The organism is Bradyrhizobium sp. USDA 376, from assembly GCF_054063675.1.
In genome coordinates, this window is record NZ_JBSSGN010000001.1 from 2,105,899 (window position 1) to 2,124,252 (window position 18,354).

An 18,354-nucleotide genomic window follows, 5' to 3' on the forward strand; every position below is an offset into this window, starting at 1 on the left:
CAACACAGATCGCCGCCGATTCATTTAGTTCGATCTCAGCAATTAGGGTCTGTACCTAAATAGCGCCACGTGATTCTCTTGCCTACGTGTTGATTCGGGGGCGAGAGAATGCGCGCTGGTTTGTTTTGGCTGAACGACAGGCAATGGGCGCGTATCGAACCGCATCTGCCGAGGGGACTGACGGGGCCGGATCGGGACGACGACCGACGCATCGTCAGCGGCATCATTCACATGCTGCAATCGGGTGCACGATGGCGTGATTGTCCACGTGAATACGGCCCTTACACGACGATCTACAATCGCTTCAATCGCTGGGCCAAGCGAGGACGATGGTGCGCAATCTTCGAAGCGCTGGCCAAGCCTGGCGAAGACGGCGTCGTACTGTCGCTCGACTCGACCTCGATTAAAGCTCACCGGTGTGCCTCCGGCGGAAAAGGGGGGAGCACAATCAAGCAATCGGCCGCTCGCGCGGAGGCCGCACGACAAAAATCCATGCGCTGAGCGATCCGCTCTGCCGGCCGGTCGTCCTGCATCTGACTCCAGGCCAGGATGCCGATATCGCTGCGGCTCCCGATGTCCTGGCGCTCGCGCCACCCATGAGCGTGCTCCTCGCCGACAAAGGGTATGATGGCGACAAGCTTCGCGGCGCAATCATTCGTCGCGGCGCCAAGCCCGTAATCCCCAATAAATCTAACCGTGTCGTCATCCATCGCTTCAACAAACGCGCCTACAAAGGACGAAATGTCATCGAACGCTGCTTTTGCAGGCTCAAGGACTTCCGGCGCATCGCCACGCGATATGACAAGCTCGCCCGTAATTTTTTGGCCGCTGTTCATCTCGCCGCTCTCGTCGCATATTGGCTCAATTGAGTCTGGACCCTAGTTCGATCTCAGCAATACGTCCGATGAGATCATCCGGTTCATTCGTCATGGCTACAATCCATCCGGCGATTGGGCTCGCGACTGGCGTAGGGTCCGCTCGACAGCAATTCGAGCCCAGAGAACACGAACTGGTCAACTACAAGAATTTGTAGTCGCACACCTACCGCAGTGACCGGCATGATTGCGGACCGTCGCAGCGGAGGCCGCAGACGCAATTTCGGAGGGGGATGTGCCTGCGGCCTAGGGGGAACTGATGAGCGAAAGCTTTAGGGTTGGTTTCGCGATAGCCATCACGGCAGCCGTAGTCGCAGGGGCGTTTTTTGCTATCCGTTTTTTGATTGGCTTTTACGGATAGGATCTCGCCGCCCTACTTCCACCCGAACCTGTCGCAAATCGATGCGATGATTTTGTCGATCGCTATCGCGATGTTCTCATCAGCATATTTTCTGGCCAGGGCGGCAAGTGCGACTATCTGAATCAGAAAAATGCAGATGACGGCCACAAATCCTAAGTGGGGAAATGTGGCCAAATCAATTAGCGTAATGCGCGCGCATATCCAGTAGAATCGTTCCTCGCGGCGCTCATCGGCCTTTTGAGCCCAACAGTCCTGGGGGGGGCGCGGGGGCGACTCGGCGTCGCGAAACATGCGAAACGACGCTGTCCCTGCCACACCCGCGCCGCGGTGAAGTTAGCGGCCACGTGACTCGGCGCCTCCATACCGAAGAAGCGCTGTCCCTATCGCGCGCGCCACTAACTTCCGTGGTCAGCCTTACCGCCTTGAGCTGCAAAACTGACCGCCCCGCCCCCGAGGGGGGGCATCAACCCGCGGGGGGCCCTCGCGTTGTATCGGCGAAAAGCCTCCCGGGCCCCTACCAGGATTGGTTGGGCTGCCTGGGCCGCCACTGAACGCTAAACTGGTCACCCAGCCTTTGCAGCACGAAGGAGAGAGCCCTGTGGTTAAACTCGCACGCGTTCGCTGCATCAATAAGACCGACAGGATGAATCCCCACGAGAGGATTGAAAGTGTCGGAGGTGAATATTCAAACGGAAGTCAATGGAAGCAGTCTGTCGTTCAGACGATCAGAGACATTGAAAGCGGCGAATGGGAGTTCTATGTCGAAGAAGACGGACTCATGGCTGGCGTGGTCGTGGCCGAACACAACGGGCACAAATACATCAAGACAACGGCGGACGGCGTTCAGCCAGACAATCTTCTTTCACTGGCTGAGTGCCCGTGATCCCCACTAGCGACGGCCTCCACGGCTAAGACCCCCCTTCCGCGAGCTAACGCTTTTTCCTTCCGGCCGCCCTGCGCATCCCGACACGGAGCTTCAGGGCCGCCAGCGCGGCGGCGCTCGTCAAACGATTTGCGCTCGTTCCAATCGGCTACGGCGCGGAGACTCGCCGCACCGGCACCAGTGGAGATGGCCTGCTGCAGATGCGAATTGTTTATTCCCTCGGCCCGTTTCGGCTTCGATAAAGTGCGAGAAATTCTCGCACTTTCTCCAACGGCCATTTCTGCCTGCACCTGCTCCCAAATCTCCTTACGTCGCTTGATGTAAAACCTCTCGCACCTAGCCAACCACCGGACATTTGCGGAGAGCGAAGCCGTCTCTTTCCGGTGGACAGCCTTTGGTTGCGATAGCAACTTGGTCGTTTTTCAGGACGTGAGATTTGCTTATGCGCGATTAGCAACTGCCGTTTTCTCGCGTTTGCTCGGATTGCACCTCAAAGCGCGAACGAAGATCCTACCGCCGATTACTGTCATGCAGTGCGATTTTGACCGGTGCGTGATGCTGCTCTACATTTACACGGTCATAATGATCGAGTCGTGGCTCGATTTCTGGCTCGCGTCAGCCCAACGTCTCGCCCCAGCATGCTGCCCGTGCTGGGGTCTCTCTTTCGGAGACTGACTTGGAGTCCTGGCAGCCTGTCGGTCGTGATTGAAGCAAGACAGTCCGTCACCCTTTCGTCAGCTATCGCGAGCGCACCCAGTGCCTTTTATGACTAACCCGCACACCGCAAGCAGCGCGGGCGCGCTGGCGAAAGTCTCACAGGCATGCCACCCGAACCGGTTGGCACACACGCGGCTCTCCTAGAAGAGCGCGTATGCGTGCAGCGATCTTCCGCGCCTCCTTCGGCCCGAGGTTGGGTTTCAAGCTGTCGAGCCTCCTCGGCATTAGACGTCGCGATTTGGCGATCTGCTTGGCTCAAAGACTGATCGGCCGCGCTGGCCTGATTGGCTGCAAACACCGCAAGCGCTTGGGACCGCAGGGACGTGATTTGCTGCTCGAATATGTGCATCCATTGGCCTGTAGCTACCCTGTGTGGTGACGTCGCAAGCGATGGTGGCCAGCCTTCGCCCCTTGGATTGGCAGGGCTGGCCACCTTTGCTCCCGAGGGGCCCAAAATTCCCCCCTGGTGCCACCAAGGAGTATCGCTGAGAAGGACTGGAAGCACCTACCAGTACCAGTGGGTTGTCGCGCCCCCGCGTGCATGCCATATCAAAGTGCTCGGCCTGCAAATGTTCGAGCTGGCTCCGCTCATAGGAGTAACCGCCGTGCCTAGGACCGAAGTGGTAGCGGCAATCCAAGCATTCACGGACTACGTCCGTAGGCCAAGCCATACACCGGCAGAAGACACGTACGCGCCACAGCGAACTGAAGAACAGCTGGCCGATTGGCGATCCCGGGTTGAAGTTATCTGCTCAAAAATGGACGCGGTGGCGGATTGCCCTCTTTCGACCTTATCCGAATTCGAGGCGCTCAGACGCGAGATGGGGACAGATTTTCCCGCAACACCACCCGCTTTACTAAACCGTGTAGCGGACGCATTTTTACGCTGCGGGTCGGCGGATGCCGGCCCCTTAATCAGGACGGAGCCGGATGATGCCTAGCACATTCTCGCTGCACAAGATCGACGAAGCTATACGCGACCTCGAAGAAAAAGTTGCTCACGGTGCAGAAATCAGCCGCGAGGAGCTCGCGAGCGGCATTCTGCGGATTACGAAGCGTCTTCGAGATGAACTCGAAGCCGCGCTCAAGGTAATCGATAGCCTCAAGGATCACACCGGGCTCACGGTGGCAGCCGCGCGACCTAAACAGCGGGAACGTTAGCGGCCACGTGACTCGGTGCTTTGGGGTGGACCGATAAAGCGCTGTCCCTATCGCGCGCGCCACTAACTTCGCCCGGTCAGCCTCAAGGGAGGGAGAAGCTGACCGGGCAACGTATCCTCCGGACGAATGCCCTAGAGCAACTACCAGGATTGTGGGCGGTGACTTGGCAATCAGTCTCGGATCGCAGGCAGCGCCGTGGCGAGTCGCCATCGGCAACTTACTACCAAGGAAGGTACAGCGCGACGAACAGTACCAAGAGGATTAGAGCGCACGCCCACGCGAACAATAGCGCCTTATCCATCGGCCGATTCCGATCGATCTCCTCGGCCGCCCGCAGCGGCGTACCACTGCGGCCTTTCTGTTGAGCAACACAATGGGTGGTGCATCACTCGATTCGTAGATTTTCCGCCGACTCCTTTCCGCGATTTTTCACGATGTCGAAGCTGACTTTTGCGCCCTCTGCGAGCGAAGTAAAACCAGCCTTCTCAACCGCGGAGATGTGGACAAAGACGTCATTGCCGCCGGAATCCGGTTGAATGAACCCATACCCCTTTGTTGGGTTGAACCACTTCACTGTCCCAATTGCCACCTTACTTCTCCATTTTTCAAAAATGAAAAGTAGTGCGCGACTCCGACAAAAGAATGGCTTGTCGCGACGCGCGTCCGCAGGCCATACGGGTGGCACCGATCTTACATCCTCGCCAGGACGCTAAGCGCGTTCTGACCTGCCACGTTGATGTTGTTGGCGTTGGTGCCATCGCCCTGTTCGTTGGCTGAGAACACGTGCAAACCCAATAGTGGCGGAGCCGCGTACGCGGCTGCTCCACCGACCTGAGTAGTATTCGTCCGCCTGCAAGAACCCCCTGACCAATGAAAACGTTGGTCGCATCCACGCCAATACCGGAAACCGCGGCTGCTGAGTTCGTGACCAGACCAATGCGTGATGCATACGAAATCTGCGTCGCATCTTCGGCCAGCCCGAATACAGCCGACACCTGATTGCCTGCGGACGCTCTCGCCTGCCTCACGGTCGCGCTGGAATAGGTGTATGCGAGGCCGCTATCGATCGCCGCTGCGGATGCCGTCACGCGGTTATAGGCATTCCACACGCCGAGGTACCCAGCCACACCGCCAGACCCCGAACCGCCAAGAATCCAATCAAGTTGCGACGATGCATTGCTGCGCGTGGTGCCTCCGCGCCACGCTGCCGGCCCATTGGTGATGGCTTGATTGTTGAGCCAGATACCATTGACCTGGCCCAACGCCGTTCCAGCCGAGCGCACCGTGTCGCTTGTCCAGTCGGGACCGTGAGGCAGCCGCAGCGTACCGCTGTCGTTCCAGACAAACCAGTCATTGACCTTGCTGGCGCCGATCGCCGCGGGGTTCTTGGTGATGTCGGTCGTCGCGATCGACAACTCGGCAAATGTCGTCATCGTGAGTTTGGTGCCGTCATAGATTGGCACCTGATTGCCGTTGTAGAGCGCATAGTACAGCGTCGTTTTGGCGCTCTGCGTCGTCGTCATCACGGGCGTTGCGCTCACCAGGGTCAGGCGACCTTGCGGCGGAGACAGAACCCCGAGATTGCCACGTGACGTTTGAGCACTCGCCACGTCCGACAGATTGTTGGCGCTCGACAGATCACCAGCCCCAGGCTGGCCCACCACGTTGAAGTTCCAGTCCGCGAGCGTGCCGCTGCCGCCGGTCTTGTCGGACGTCATGGTCAGCGTCGTGCCGCTGTAGGTGACGAGGCCTTCCATCCAATTCGCCGTGTTCGCCGCCGAGCTAGCCCGCACGCGAGCGCCATTCTGATAGGCGAGGCCGGCCTGCGTGGTGAACGCTTTGGATCCGGTGCCGATAGCGAGCGACGTGGTCGAAGTGCCGCCATACGTGGGGGCGTTGGCCCCCGCAGCACCGGTTGAGCCCGTGGCGCCAGCATCCCCCTTCGACGCCAGCAATTGCCAGTATGTCGCATTCGGAGGCGTGTGGTTGGTGTGGCCGAGATCGGAGGTCATTCGATCGATCGAGAACGGGACCAATACATTCTTTACGTTGGTCGGCGGTAAGCGCGCGGACGTTGGCGTCGTTAGCGGCCCGAACGGAAAATATGTTCGAACTCACGCTGACGGCTACTACAACGATAACCTACTAGCTCTGCCGGAGTGTCCGTGAGTTTTAGTCAAGTAAATCGTCCGCCTCCTCTGCCGGCGCCCAACTGATCTTGCTCGCATCGGCCGGTGTCGCGCCCATACTGCTTAGGCACAGCCTCAGTAGGCTGAGCGATTTTGTACCCATCTCCGCGCCGCTTTGCAGGCGAGCGCGCAAGACTGATGCGATGGAGACAAGACAACGGTGAGATGCATTGAGCCATGGCAACTCGCTGGCGAATTCACGCCATGCATTGGCCTGTTGCTCGTTTAGCCAAGTGGGTGGAGCGCCGATTTCGGCACCGGTTGGATCGTTGCGTTTATAGCGGCCAGCATTGATGATGTGCCGGCCTTCAACCAGCGCCTTGGCGGCCGGCTTTCTTGGTCGTGGCATTTTGCCCCTGGGGGTCCGAATTGCAGATGCGCGTGAAATGGGGGGCCGCCGGTAGCTAGTGGCGGCAGTGGGAGGGATCTGACCCACCCCTCCCCCTGCGCTTAAAGGATGCCGCGGGCCCGCATCTTCGCTTCAACGCGCCGTCGTGCTGCCTGGTTGTTGCTGGATGCTCGACTGATCTGAGCTGAGGTGTCCTTGCCGTAGGCTCCCCACAGGACCAAGCTGATCTCGAAAAGTTTGGCCTCGGTGATGAGGCGCTTCGGAATGTCGCCACCGTCGTCCCACTCCTCGACAACTGGAGTAAACGACACGCTCACCTCGTTGACAGTGCCAAGGCCTCCTGCCCTAAAGGCGCATCAGGATGCGGCTCTAACGAGTAGTAGAGTCCGACGTTATCCGAACGTAGTTTGAGGGTGCCGTTGCTGATGCGCCCCAGAGGCCTGCTGACATCATGACTGCAAAGCGCGGCGACGTCTGGATTTTGCGCGATGTGCTTGTCGAATGCGCCGCGCGCGAAGCGTTCCTCGAAGAGCCCCGCGATGATGGCCGGCCGATTCCAGGAAATCGCGAATCCTGAGATGGTTTCAGCCATTGCGTTGCGTCACCCGCAATCGTTTCTCGCGTTTCGCTTGCATCAACTTGCGCGCAATCACGGCTGGTGAGTCCGAGCACTCGGAGTGTCGGCTTTCGCCAGGCATCTTTACACGGCGCCGAACTGGCTTTCGGTCGGCCACATCGGAAGTGCGTTCGGATCCCTTAGACATTGTGGCCCGCCTCCTTCACTTCCTTCAAAAAGTAAAAAGCGCGGCCTTCGCGCCGATCGCCCAAGAAGTGCGCGCGCACTGGCCGCAGATAACCGAGGCGCACATCCTCGCGCTCCAGATCGTCCAGCAGCGCGTCGTGCTTTTCTCGGGCTTGGCTGCTTCCAACGCGCGAGCGGCCTCACATACCGCACCCAAACGGCGCTGGTACTCTGGCATCACGGTGAAGCACACGAGCTTGGAGGCTACGTTCCGCGCTTCGTCTGTGCGCCTATGCAGGACCTCCCGCGCTGACTCGATGTTTGCTATCTCCGTGGTGACTTCGCGGAGCTGCCGCGACAGATCGGCAATGCTGTCAGTAGGATCGTCACCAAGCAGCGCGGCCACGCCGGGCGAGATATGTTTCCCAAAAGCCGCCCTGCCCGCCTCGATCTTACCGCGCAGTTTCGAGCGCTCGCTGTTGAGCTTAGAGTCTCTCTGCTCCAATTCCACGCGTTTCGCGATCAGGTCGGCGTACGAGCTGTCGGCCTCCGCGAGGCTGGGGACGCGGAATTCGTCGGTGGTCTTCGTCTTCAACGGAGCCATTAGGCAACAACCTTTCCAAACAATGCATCAATGATACCGGTCACAGCGGCGACGTTGATGGTGACTGACTTGTGATGGCCATTGGATTGCCAGTGAGCGCAATGAGCGCCCGGCTGACTGAAGCGACTGACCGACCCATCAGGTTTGTGAATCGCGACGGCTCTACAATTGCAGGATACGGCAACCTGAGATTTTCGCGCCTCCGCGACGCCAGTGCGTGCGTCCTCGACCAAAATCGCAACAGCGATCGGCGCGTTGGGAATCGACTGCGGGGCCCCATCCAGGTTGACACTACCGGGTGTCATCGCGTGGTAGGCGCGGACCGCGTCAACAGCGGTGTGCAACTCGGTGTCAGAGGCGAGCGCAACAACGAGGTCGAGAACATTGTCCTCGTCTAGCTCAGGCGCAACGCCCGGTGCGCCGGAAGGCAAGATTCCGGCTTCCTGCAAACGCCTGGCGATTCCGGTGCTTCGCGAGCGCGGGAAATCAAGATGACGCTCGATCGCGTCGAGCACGTGATTCCAAGTGGCCATTGGGGCCGCTCTCCTTTCAGGATTGGAAATTGCGATTGGAGGGTTAAATAAAACGCCGCATGCAGCGGCTTCGCGGCTCAGGGCCGGGAAAAAGTGGCGACGCCGGGTGGTGGCCAGCGCGCCGAGTGCACGTCACGTCAGACCACAAATCGTGGTCTTCAAGGTGATACGTTCCCAACTATGGCGAAAACTGGATTTTAAGCCGCCAGCGCGATTTTCCTCCGGCGCGGCCTGTTCCTGCGAATGTCGGGCTCATTATCATTGGCCACCTGCGTCAGGAATCGCTTGGCGTCGATTGCCCGGATCATGGCGTCCTCAACGGCACCGAATTGCATGAGCCGAATGCCGCTTGTCGCCGGGGCGGTGCGGCCCGCAAGAAATTCAGCGCCCTCCGCAACTGCATGCGACCACCTGGAGTACGGTGCGCCCACGTCCTGCTGCCAATCCAGTAGCTCTGGCCTGGCGGGCTTGCCGGGCTTGTTGGGGGTGGCCGCCTGTTTGGTGCGGCGCTTGCCTTTGCTCTGGCGATATTGCTCGGCAGTTGAATGCCATCGCCCGTCCAAACCAAACCACTTGGACATATCCGCATTAAACGTCGCCCTCGCCGCCGCATCCAATTGCCAGCCATGGGCCGGCCCCATACCGGGGAAGCGGCGGTGTAGAATGCGGTTCAGCTCGCCAGGGCGCGGGCGGACCTCGGTAACATGGTCGGCTGCTATGGGTTGGTCGTTGTCGTTTGCGTGTTGCATTGGTTGTCTCTCGTGACGAGCGTACCTGACCGCTTCTGCGGTCTTGTGCGTCGGCATCTGCGTGCCGATCGAATAATCAAACAATCAAAAAAAGTTATACGTAACTCGGCCACTGGTTCGGGCGGCTCGCGGGATCCAAGGGATTTGCTATATCCCCGCCCCATGTTTTGGTTTTCATTTTGCACTCGGAGATGTTTTCCTGGGGGCGCGGGTCCCTATGTGAACGGCGGGAGAGATCAGCTAGACCCCGCCGCCGTGCGCGGTGTGCGCGATGTGCGTGATTTTCACGTATGACTCTCTACACGCGCGCGCGAAGCGCCTATAATGGAAAAATCGCGCACATGTCGCACACGTAGCACCGACCATTGAAATCATTTCGTTTTCCCGTGCGCGATCCGTGCTCAATCGCGCACGCTAGGTTCTTTCTCGGCCTGCCTAAGCAGTTGCAGTCCGATATAGAGTTGTCCGCCGCGTACCCTTTGCCCCTTCTTGAAGCCACTCTTGGTCAGCGACTGGACAAATCCCTTCTGGCTTCCGGGGCGCTCGCCAGATGCTTCAGCATAATCGGTCCACGATTTGAACAGATCCGCGACGAAGTCTGAGATGCTACGATTGTCCGGCTCAACTCGGCAAGCATCCTTCAGCCACTGGCCGAACGTGTCTTGCTCGGCAAAATACGTTTCGGTCGCCTCAACAATAGATGCAGGTCGCACCAAACCATTGCGCTGCCAGTCCCGGCACCCATCAACCATCCACCGCAGAATGGCGGGCGCCTCACCGCGAAGCTTTGCTTCAAGTTCACGATCCGGCTTCGTCGGCTTTCGCGTGAACGGCACGATGTTGAATCGCCGCCGGGCTGCGGCGTCGACGCTATGCAGTGCTGGCTGGTGGTTTCCAACCACAAACAGTTTGAATTGCGGCTGGAACGTAAAGAAGTCCTGCCTCATAAAGCGCGCTGAAATCGCATCGCCGCCCGTCATCTGTTTTATTCGCGACTCGGCCCAAGCCCTGCCCTCCTCTGTCTCGCTGGCGCTGACTAGACGCGCACCGCGCAACATCGCCAAGTCTGTCGGGTGTCTGTCACTGCGGCTGGCAACGAACGTGTCCATTGACGCCGTAGTCGCATAATCGTGCAGAATATAGCTAGTGGTGTTGAGAAAAACCGATTTCCCATTACCGCCGTCGCCATGCACAAAGACAAGTGCATGTTCGCGCGTGTCGCCCGTAAGGCAGTAGCCGCACCACTGCTGCAGAAAGCGGATCATTTCACCGTCGCCGCCAGTCGCGTCTTGAAGAAATCGCAACCAAAGTGGACAGTCTGCCTGGGCAGACGGCGCGGTGGACGTTAGTTTGGTAATGCCATCTGCAGGGTCGGCAGCGCGCATTTTCCCTGTACGCAGATCAACGGTGCCGTCTGGCGTTCCGAGCAGAAACGGGTCGCGGTCCCAAGCCTCGATCGTGACGGCGAAGGTTGGGTCATTGCGAGCGAACCCCTCGACTCCTGAAGCGAATGAACGCTTTCGTATAGTCGCGAGCGCCTTCGGAGACAGGCCCTGTGACATATCGCGGGCCATCACCCTAACATGGTGAGCCGCAAGGCCGACTTCGTTCCTGCGCCAGTACGAACCATCCCATTCAAACCACGCGCCAGTGGAGTGGCAGAAGCGCAGCGTGTCTCGATAGGTGCTCGCGAATATATACGCAACACTATCCTCGGTTACCGAAGTGCCGGGATTAGATGCGGGTTTGTTGTCGTTGGCTGCGACAGGCTCCTCATCGCGGGCTTCAACGGTTGAATTGGACGCGTCGGTTTTAATTGCATTTTGCATTCAGCAATCGCCCTTCAGGACAAAGTTGATGTTGATCGACGCGCTGCGGCACGCCTGGCGGGTTGAGTAAGAAGACGAGCAACGCTGACTGGCTTGGTGTCATCGCCGCCGCCAACTCGTTTACGCAGCCACTCGGCGGCCTCTGACGCGGACATGCTGAGGCTGACTGAAACCATGTTGATCGGCGAGTAGCCGGCGTTTCCAGCCGAATAATCGACAATACCACTGGGCTGGATATTCAGCGCGCGGCCTCGCTTCTTCACCTTCGAGTTGATCGAGGGGCGGAAGGATGCAACAGCGTGGAAGCCGCCCTGGTACTTGCGCAGATCTTCGAGTCCAAGCTCCGGCACCCATGCATCGAGGCTAGCCAACGCGCGGCGTTGATGTGTCAGCCCACGGGTGGTCACTATCGACTACCACCGGGCCGCGGTCACTGGCTTTGCTGGCTGGCTTAATCAGCGTCCCGCGCTCGGCGAAGTACGCCTCCGCCCGAGCCAACAATTCGTCGATCGCCTCTGGTGTGATTTCCGGAAGCTCGGCCAACGGTGTTTCGGCCGGCGAACCGTTGAACCATTCGTAAGGTCGGCCCGTATCGGGATGCGTTCCGAACGCCACGAATTGCGTGCGTTCACCAAACGCCTCGACCTGACACTTGGCGCCGTTGATCAGGTAGGCGCCTGTTGCGCGCTTCTCGCGAGGCTCGGTGGCGCGGAATGCGAACAGGGTCTTCGGTGCCTTGCCCATCCGATACGGCGCTCTGTCCGACCCCGGCAACTCCATCACCATCGCGCGGATAGCGTCGGCAGTCTCAGCGTCCGGCGTGTCGACATCAAGCCCCACAAGTTCGCCGCAGAGCAGACCCGTATTTGTGGCGTCCGGATAGTTGCGAGCGATGCCTTCCATTTGCGCAGCGGACCACCGCGAGCGCTGCCAGTTACCCATGACAGCGGCTTTGCCACTACACGCGACGGGACGGTATCCGTAAGCAATAAGGCTGCGACGAAGGTGGATAATGCGCTTAAGCGTGGCCCGCATGTTGGCAATCGCCCTCTAAAACGAGAGATGAAATTGATTCGACCATCGCGGGCGAAAGCGCAGCCCCGCGCGCGTAAGCTCGATGCGATCCATCGGCCGCACGCACAATGCGCACGCCGAACAACTTCACCCCTTCGCAGACTTCGACGTCCGCAAGGGCAACGTCAGCACCGAGCGGCGAATGAGTGGCGAGGATTTTCATATTCCGGGTCTCCCTCGATCAGAAGCTTAGTCAGTTGCCGGTCGACCTGAACCGGATCGTAATACAGGTTGAACGAGCCGGGGATCTTGACCGGCTCTCTGAAGTTGTGGTGGAAATTGAGTTGTGGCTGCACACAATTCCTCCGTTCGTAGTGTGTGATGAGTAGTGAGATTTTTCGGGCGTGACACTAAAGGTCGCGCTGCAGATATTTGGCGGGCGACGCGGGGCTGTTGTTCACGCAGCTACCTTGGACTTGCCGTTATCGTTTGCGCCGCGGGCAGCAAGCCGCCGCCGCGCGCGTGTCATCACGTCATCCTTCGACTGCATAGCGGCAAGCTCCCGCTCCAGGCGTTCGACGTAGGGCGCGAAGCCCGGCCGGTCGTGCAGCACCATCACCTCGGCGATGAGAGAGCTGGCCTCGCAAATTCGGACAGTAGCTTGAGTGGATTTTCTGCCTGACAGCGGCGAGGATTCTTGCTGCGAATCAGGAGCGAAGATGACGAAGAAGAGCCGCCGGACGCATTCTCCGGCATTCAAGGCGAAGGTTGCTTTGGCTGCGGTCAAAGGAGACAAGACACTGGCGGAGCTGGCGCAACTGTTTGATGTTCATCCGAACCAGATCACGATCTGGAAAAACCAGCTCCTGGAAGGCGCCGCCGGCGTGTTTGGGCATGACAAGACATCGGCCGAGACGCCGGTCGATTTGAAGGCGTTACATGCCAAGATCGGCGAGCTGGCGTTGGAAAACGATTTTTTGTCCGGCGCGCTCACCAAGGCGGGCCTGCTGAGCGCAAAGCGATGATCGACCGCGGTCATGATCTTTCTATCGTGCGCCAGGCGAAGGTCCTGAAGCTGGCTCGCAGCACGGTCTACTATGAACCTCGGCCAGTTTCGGCCGAGGACCTTGCCTTGATGCGTCGGCTCGATGAGCTGCATCTCGATTATCCCTTCGCGGGAGCGCGTATGCTGCGATCGTTGCTGCGGCGGGAGGGCGTATACGCCGGTCGCCGCCACATCGCGACGCTGATGAAGCGCATGGGGATCGAGGCGGTCTATCGTCGCCCGAACACGAGCAAGCCGGCTCCGGGTCACAAGATCTACCCGTACCTGTTGCGCGGATTGAAGATCGAGCGGCCCGACCATGCGTGGGCAATGGACATCACCTACATTCCGATGCGGCGTGGCTTCGTCTATCTCGCGGCGGTCGTCGATGTGTTCAGCCGACGGGTCCTGGCCCATCGCGTCTCGATCACAATGGAGGCGGCCTTCTGCGTCCAAGCGGTCCAGGAGGCGTTGGCGAAGCACGGCAGACCCGAGATTTTCAACACGGATCAGGGCAGCCAGTTCACCAGCCTCGAGTTCACCGATGTGCTGCTGGACGCGAAGATCGCCATCAGCATGGACGGCAAGGGCGCCTGGCGCGACAACGTGTTTGTCGAGCGGCTCTGGCGCACGGTCAAATACGAAGAAGTTTATCTCCGCGCCTACGACAGCGTGTCCGAGGCGCGAGCGTCAATTGCCAAGTATCTGGCCTTCTACAATCAGGGACGCCCTCACTCGAGCCTTGACGGGCGCACGCCCGACGAGGCTTACTTCGGCACGCAAGCTATGGTGATGGCCGCATGACCGTCGCCGACGATTTTGTCGTCGCTCTGGTCGGGCTACGCCCTCCCGACGCAACGACAAAATCGTAAAGCCCCGCGTTCAGCATAACCCGGCAGGAATCCACTTAAATCCAGCGCGGCGCTGTCCAAACAACCGGGGCCAGCTCTGAGGTCGAGGGCCGCGTCAAGGCGATCAGCGGTAACCGCAGACGCATTTAAAGTGGTCATGGGTGTGGGAATTTTCGGTTAGCGTTGCCGCTGAGCGGCTGCATTACCTCGGCTATGAGCCGATGACGGACAAGGTGTCCGTCAGGCAGTCACGGGCGCGCCCTCGAATCGCGCAACGTCGCCATGAGTGGTACATAGCAGAACGGGACCTCAACCGCAATACGAAAAGTCAAATCAAGTTTTGTTACAAGTTGTATAGTTATGGGTTTGCGCTCTACCGCCCCTCATCGACTCGTTAGTTTCGGTAGCCGAGTCGGCTACCGACCCAAAAAGTAGATACACCGCGTAGATACACGTCGAAACGGCAAGATTTTAACATATTGAAATATAATAGGAAATCTCATCATTACCTGTGGTTACATTCCGCTAGGGAGCGCCATTTAAAGAAAATAATACAATAAAATCAGCTAGATAGCCCCAGAGGGCCATTCATATTACACACCTGTTTGCACATCATTGGCATGATGACCGCAATGCTCTTTCTGTCGTCAGCGCCGCGAAGCGGCGGAATGCCGCCATTAAAAGCAGCCGATCTCCGAGTTGGGGCAGTCGCTCTCGAAATGGAGGATGGGGAGAAGCGGTAGTGGCACGTCAAGCTGCATTGCCGCCAACTCTGCCGCCGCGCCTAATCGATCGTGAGGCCTCCGCAGCATATGCCTCGGTTAGCCCGAACACGTTTGACCTTCTCGTGACGGCGGGAAGCATGCCCAAGCCGCGGGTCATTCCGGGTACGAGACGACTGGCTTGGGACGTTCGCGAACTCGAGCGCGATCGACGCTCTGCCTCACCACGGGGAAGAGCACGCGACCGGCGTTGACGCCGATGTTGGTTGGGAGAGGTAGGCCATGCCTCGCAAACTGCCACCAAACGTCGAGCGCAACGTCGTCAAGGGGCATGCGTATCTGTCGTTTCGGATCGGAAAGGCTTGGCATCTGCCACAGTACGGGGACGCCTCAACACCTGCCGGCGCGACGCGGTTCAACCGCAAGGTTCGGCAGCAACAGAGATATGCCAAACAGCGCGCCGAGCGCCTGGCCGCGATGACGCCCCGACAGCGAGCGACGCACGACGCCTGGCACCGAGCCCGTCGCCCGGGCCTATGGGAGGCTATTTGGTTTTTTCTGAGATGAAGTGTCGACTATGCCTGTTCGGCCGAATGGTGGGATTGTCCCAACGACAGCCGCCGAATTAGAAGCGATGTTGGTTGGGGATCCTATCCGATGACGCGAAGACGCTCTTCGACGTCATTGTGTTCGACGGGTCAAATCCTGCGGCCTCGGTTACGCGAAAGTCTCGTAAGAAGGCTCGCAAATGAACCGTGGCTCGCTTCGCAATCGTCAGGCCGTCGCGTGGGCAATACTTCTTGCCGGCCTCGGGCTGTTCGTCGCGCTCTATCCTCCTTGGTAAGGGCCTTTGGGGAGGCCCTGCAAACGCCCGTTGATGTGGCCGAGGAAGCTGTCACATTACTTTGACGTACAGGTGCCAATTTTGTAGGCGCTGGGATTTCGGAGCCCAGACCGGAATACGCGGCGAACGCTGCCAAGCGAATATATTCCGCTTGTGCAGCGTTCAGGATCCTCTCAATTTCGGGAGTTCGGCGTGTTTGATGCTGAAATGACTGCGCTGCTCAGGGCGGTGCTCGACGAAGTTTGCGAAAATATTCCTGTAAGCGAAACGGGCGCCAGAGCGTACGTTGCTTCGAAGCTGCTCGATGCTGCGGCACATGGACAGCTCTCAACCGACGCGTTGAAAGCGGCGGGTCGCAAGGCCTTGAACCCACCAACGATGTGGCGCTGATTATCCGCTCCACATCACTCGATCACATCGTATTCGAAGGCGACGCCCTCCGGGTCGTTCTCCTCGAACCATCGTTCCGCGGCGTCCACCGTCGCGAAGACTTGATGTGATCGACGTCGCCGACCTGCTTGGCGGTGTTCACATAGACGCCCACCGTTGTGTTCCTTTTCAAAACTCGAGCCGGCGCTGTCCGTATCTAACCCAGTGTCCGAACCTGATTTAAGGGCCTAACATGGTAGAAGGCAAGCCAGCGGGGAAAGGCGATCCCACGTCCCGCGCGGGCAACAGGAAGGCTGAGCCATTGATCAACATTGCTGAGTGCCGCGAGCAGGCTAACCACTACAAGAGACTTTCTGGCGTGAGCGGCATTTCCAAGGATCGCGCCGCCGCCCTGAAAAACATCGCCCGAAGTTTCGTGGGTTTGGCTGGCCAGCTGGATAGACTGGCTTCCCGTGCGAGGAACGAGCAGAGGTAAGCAGCCTCAGCTGATGGCCTTAGTTACCAAGGTCGGCGGTTCTTTTTTTTGACCTTGGGAAATTTACGGTGGGCGCCGGTTCACGCTGGTGGGCCTAGCACTCCCGGCGCTCAAATCCGCAATTGGATCGGCAACCGGGAGCATTGGGGCTGGAATTGCCATGCCCAGCCATGTCGGCCCTCCAAGTGACAATACGTAGAAAACCGAAGTCCGGTAGTTGTCCGGACTCCATTTTCGGAACGGGGTGTTCTACTGAAGGAACACCGGCGCGATTTGAGCACTAATTTTTTTGTTATTCCGGGAATGCCGCAGTGGGGCTGGAACCACGCTGCGGCTTTTCCCATTCGGGGCGTACTGGTCCCAGCTGCGTTCCGTCGGGCAAACACTAACCTTTGACCCCTGCGGTAGCCTGCATCATAACTGTCACATGAAGAAAGGCGACGTGACGTGCCCTGATTGTTCGGCGGGATCTCGCCGGATCGAACTTGAATCCCGCAAGGGCAACGCCGGGCACTACAAGTGCCTGATCTGTGAGCGCGTCCTAGAGGTCTTCGACGGCTCCCGGGAGATTGCTTATCGGCTCGCCGTACAGCCGTCCGACTTGCATCCTGTGAGAGAGTAAGGCCGCCTCAGTTGGCGGCGCCTTATTGGTCCCTCTTCAGCTTGCGCCGGCCCCAGTGAGGCTCTTTGCCCTTCGGGTTAAACTCCGGGACGTGGTGGCGGTTCAATGCCCGCATGACCCCGATGCTGGCAAACATACTCGGGCCTCCACCTTCATCGCGGCTTGCCATTCCGATGCGGCGTGCTCTTTCTTCGGCGACGCGGCGATGTACTCGCCGGCGTCGAGCTGCGTCACCAGTATGCGATCGCCGATCGTGATCGGATCCTCGAAACGCCGACCCCAGCCTCGTTCCGTCATTCCTTCCGCTTCAGCTCAGGTCTCGCGGCAGCAATGGCGCGTTCAACCTCGTCGGCCAGAACTGTCAGATGCTCGGCCAGCCTTGTGAACATCTCGCTTCTTGGGTTCAGTAGCAAGATCGCGGATCAAGGCGCACTCGGCAGCATCCGTGCGGAGCTTTTCTAACTGAGCCTGCATGTCCTTCATTGCGACCGGTTCCGTTCCCGATGAGGAACTATACCGCTTTGGGCACAAGTGGACAGAACTGATTGCCGGTTTTTCCTATGCTCGTCACCACCTGGCGACCCCATTACCGCCAAGGTCACCTCCAACGGCCCCGGCCTCCACACTTCAAAAGCCCCCATGGCCGGGGCCGTTTTTAAGGTGGCTACCGATAGCCCATGTCGCCGATCGGCCCTTTTGCGTTCCAGTTGAAATCCGGTCGTACGTCTGCGCCGCGCCCGGCGCAGGCGGTGCAGACGAAGCGCGGCTCGACATCTGACAGCCGAACATCGTCGGGCCAGCGATCGGTGCCGAGCGCAACGTGACGGCCGCAGGGGCAATACATGAGGACGCCGCGCAAGCCCATCTCGCGCATCTCGCCAAAGGTGATCTTGATTGGCCGACCCTCGGCGTGCGTGGGCGTGTGGCGGCGGGCAGGGTGAGGCATGCCGAGATCCAACCGCTGCGCGGGCGACAGTCAAATTATCGATTACTGGTGGCTCGGACCGCGCGCGAGCTACTGCGCGTCGTGGGTGTGGAAAAGCGCTCACTGCGATCGACAGCGGTTTTGCGCCCGCCGGCCGAGGCGGTGAACGACGAGAGCGCGGGGCTTCGGTCCCGCGCCCAGATCAGCGGAAAATGGTTGTTCCTATATTGAAGGGCTGACGGATCCGCAGGGCTCATGGGTTAGGAGCACGTGCCCGTGCCAACATTCACGGTGCGTTTGGGCGAAGCCAATCAAGGCCAGGATAATCAAAGCCACTGCGACGCATCCGGCTACAACGTTCTGCATCATGGCTGCCACTCCAGGTAAACTGTGACTGGCTTACTCGGCCAGGCTCCGCCTCGCTGCCGCGCACCGCGCTGGGCGCCCGGTCACCGAGTGATCACCGCGGACGGT

At 59.2% G+C, this 18,354-nt stretch carries 21 protein-coding genes and 2 pseudogenes; 7 read left to right on the top strand and 16 right to left on the bottom strand.

All coding sequences use genetic code 11. The features are described 5' to 3' along the window. The first annotated feature begins 108 nt into the window (after nucleotides 1-108). A protein-coding gene (locus ACVJ19_RS09810) for an IS5-like element ISBj2 family transposase (protein WP_110115815.1) occupies nucleotides 109-869 on the top strand; the annotation gives its coding sequence in 2 pieces (ribosomal slippage) (nucleotides 109-448 and nucleotides 448-869; 762 coding nt in all). A gap of 379 nt (nucleotides 870-1,248) precedes the next feature. Here ACVJ19_RS09810 and ACVJ19_RS09815 read toward each other — a convergent pair. Beyond that, nucleotides 1,249-1,527, bottom strand: a complete 279-nt coding sequence (locus ACVJ19_RS09815; protein WP_014498626.1) for a hypothetical protein — start codon at nucleotides 1,525-1,527, stop codon at nucleotides 1,249-1,251. Nucleotides 1,528-1,834: 307 nt separating this feature from the next. On the opposite strand from ACVJ19_RS09815, the gene ACVJ19_RS09820 reads away from it, so the two are divergent. From ACVJ19_RS09820 to ACVJ19_RS09830, 3 genes are all read left to right on the top strand, one after another. After that, nucleotides 1,835-2,119 (top strand): DUF3892 domain-containing protein, encoded by a 285-nt coding sequence (locus tag ACVJ19_RS09820; RefSeq protein ID WP_011090958.1) that lies wholly within the window; start codon nucleotides 1,835-1,837, stop codon nucleotides 2,117-2,119. Nucleotides 2,120-2,990: 871 nt separating this feature from the next. Further along, nucleotides 2,991-3,215: a hypothetical protein gene (locus tag ACVJ19_RS09825; protein WP_154694125.1), complete on the top strand. Its 225-nt coding sequence runs from the start codon at nucleotides 2,991-2,993 to the stop codon at nucleotides 3,213-3,215. Between the two features lie 554 nt (nucleotides 3,216-3,769). Next, nucleotides 3,770-3,997 carry a hypothetical protein gene (locus ACVJ19_RS09830; protein ID WP_223153796.1) on the top strand — a complete coding sequence of 76 codons (228 nt, stop codon included), beginning with the start codon at nucleotides 3,770-3,772 and terminating at the stop codon, nucleotides 3,995-3,997. A gap of 385 nt (nucleotides 3,998-4,382) precedes the next feature. On the opposite strand, the gene ACVJ19_RS09835 is transcribed toward ACVJ19_RS09830, so the two are convergent. After that, nucleotides 4,383-4,586 carry a cold-shock protein gene (locus ACVJ19_RS09835; protein WP_011090960.1) on the bottom strand — a complete coding sequence of 68 codons (204 nt, stop codon included), beginning with the start codon at nucleotides 4,584-4,586 and terminating at the stop codon, nucleotides 4,383-4,385. A gap of 16 nt (nucleotides 4,587-4,602) precedes the next feature. Beyond that, nucleotides 4,603-6,009 (bottom strand): hypothetical protein, encoded by a 1,407-nt coding sequence (locus ACVJ19_RS09840; protein WP_011090961.1) that lies wholly within the window; start codon nucleotides 6,007-6,009, stop codon nucleotides 4,603-4,605. On the opposite strand from ACVJ19_RS09840, the gene ACVJ19_RS09845 reads away from it, so the two are divergent. Then, nucleotides 5,987-6,166 (top strand): DUF3892 domain-containing protein, encoded by a 180-nt coding sequence (locus ACVJ19_RS09845; protein ID WP_071916953.1) that lies wholly within the window; start codon nucleotides 5,987-5,989, stop codon nucleotides 6,164-6,166. The two genes, ACVJ19_RS09840 and ACVJ19_RS09845, sit on opposite strands and share 23 nt — an antisense overlap. Before the next feature lie 3 nt (nucleotides 6,167-6,169). On the opposite strand, the gene ACVJ19_RS09850 is transcribed toward ACVJ19_RS09845, so the two are convergent. The 10 genes and pseudogenes from ACVJ19_RS09850 to ACVJ19_RS09895 all read right to left on the bottom strand — a co-directional run bounded on the left by ACVJ19_RS09850 (nucleotide 6,170) and on the right by ACVJ19_RS09895 (nucleotide 12,622). After that, nucleotides 6,170-6,535, bottom strand: a complete 366-nt coding sequence (locus tag ACVJ19_RS09850; protein WP_014498622.1) for a hypothetical protein — start codon at nucleotides 6,533-6,535, stop codon at nucleotides 6,170-6,172. 101 nt (nucleotides 6,536-6,636) lie between these two features. Then, nucleotides 6,637-7,127, bottom strand: a pseudogene (locus ACVJ19_RS09855) (HK97 family phage prohead protease). A gap of 196 nt (nucleotides 7,128-7,323) precedes the next feature. Then, on the bottom strand, nucleotides 7,324-7,872 hold the full coding sequence (locus tag ACVJ19_RS09860) for a hypothetical protein (RefSeq protein WP_223153797.1): 549 nt from the start codon (nucleotides 7,870-7,872) through the stop codon (nucleotides 7,324-7,326). A gap of 8 nt (nucleotides 7,873-7,880) precedes the next feature. Next, nucleotides 7,881-8,414 carry a hypothetical protein gene (locus ACVJ19_RS09865; protein ID WP_453949204.1) on the bottom strand — a complete coding sequence of 178 codons (534 nt, stop codon included), beginning with the start codon at nucleotides 8,412-8,414 and terminating at the stop codon, nucleotides 7,881-7,883. A gap of 197 nt (nucleotides 8,415-8,611) precedes the next feature. Then, complete coding sequence (locus tag ACVJ19_RS09870) at nucleotides 8,612-9,163, bottom strand: hypothetical protein (protein WP_014498619.1); 552 nt, start codon at nucleotides 9,161-9,163, stop codon at nucleotides 8,612-8,614. A 401-nt stretch (nucleotides 9,164-9,564) separates the two neighbouring features. Beyond that, on the bottom strand, nucleotides 9,565-10,992 hold the full coding sequence (locus ACVJ19_RS09875) for a phage/plasmid primase, P4 family (RefSeq protein ID WP_011090968.1): 1,428 nt from the start codon (nucleotides 10,990-10,992) through the stop codon (nucleotides 9,565-9,567). Nucleotides 10,993-11,006: 14 nt separating this feature from the next. Then, the gene (locus ACVJ19_RS09880) at nucleotides 11,007-11,342 is read right to left on the bottom strand and encodes a hypothetical protein (RefSeq protein ID WP_161536874.1); all 336 of its coding nucleotides are present in this window, start codon (nucleotides 11,340-11,342) and stop codon (nucleotides 11,007-11,009) included. Between the two features lie 13 nt (nucleotides 11,343-11,355). Continuing rightward, on the bottom strand, nucleotides 11,356-12,027 hold the full coding sequence (locus ACVJ19_RS09885) for a bifunctional DNA primase/polymerase (RefSeq protein WP_011090970.1): 672 nt from the start codon (nucleotides 12,025-12,027) through the stop codon (nucleotides 11,356-11,358). Then, complete coding sequence (locus ACVJ19_RS09890; RefSeq protein WP_129964954.1) at nucleotides 12,011-12,229, bottom strand: hypothetical protein; 219 nt, start codon at nucleotides 12,227-12,229, stop codon at nucleotides 12,011-12,013. Before ACVJ19_RS09890 ends, ACVJ19_RS09885 begins: the two co-directional genes overlap by 17 nt. A gap of 234 nt (nucleotides 12,230-12,463) precedes the next feature. After that, nucleotides 12,464-12,622, bottom strand: a complete 159-nt coding sequence (locus ACVJ19_RS09895; RefSeq protein WP_016846393.1) for a hypothetical protein — start codon at nucleotides 12,620-12,622, stop codon at nucleotides 12,464-12,466. 103 nt (nucleotides 12,623-12,725) lie between these two features. On the opposite strand from ACVJ19_RS09895, the gene ACVJ19_RS09900 reads away from it, so the two are divergent. Next, a protein-coding gene (locus tag ACVJ19_RS09900; RefSeq protein ID WP_085967575.1) for an IS3-like element ISRj2 family transposase occupies nucleotides 12,726-13,855 on the top strand; the annotation gives its coding sequence in 2 pieces (ribosomal slippage) (nucleotides 12,726-12,978 and nucleotides 12,978-13,855; 1,131 coding nt in all). A gap of 1,766 nt (nucleotides 13,856-15,621) precedes the next feature. Then, complete coding sequence (locus tag ACVJ19_RS09905; protein ID WP_011090972.1) at nucleotides 15,622-15,858, top strand: hypothetical protein; 237 nt, start codon at nucleotides 15,622-15,624, stop codon at nucleotides 15,856-15,858. A 1,199-nt stretch (nucleotides 15,859-17,057) separates the two neighbouring features. Here ACVJ19_RS09905 and ACVJ19_RS09910 read toward each other — a convergent pair. The 3 genes and pseudogenes from ACVJ19_RS09910 to ACVJ19_RS09920 all read right to left on the bottom strand — a co-directional run bounded on the left by ACVJ19_RS09910 (nucleotide 17,058) and on the right by ACVJ19_RS09920 (nucleotide 17,901). Continuing rightward, a complete protein-coding gene (locus tag ACVJ19_RS09910) occupies nucleotides 17,058-17,252 on the bottom strand; it encodes a hypothetical protein (protein WP_011090973.1) in 195 nt (64 codons plus the stop codon). Further along, a pseudogene (locus ACVJ19_RS09915) lies at nucleotides 17,249-17,438 on the bottom strand (hypothetical protein). Before ACVJ19_RS09915 ends, ACVJ19_RS09910 begins: the two are co-directional and overlap by 4 nt. Before the next feature lie 181 nt (nucleotides 17,439-17,619). Then, the gene (locus ACVJ19_RS09920; protein ID WP_011090974.1) at nucleotides 17,620-17,901 is read right to left on the bottom strand and encodes a hypothetical protein; all 282 of its coding nucleotides are present in this window, start codon (nucleotides 17,899-17,901) and stop codon (nucleotides 17,620-17,622) included. Nucleotides 17,902-18,354 lie beyond the last annotated feature (453 nt).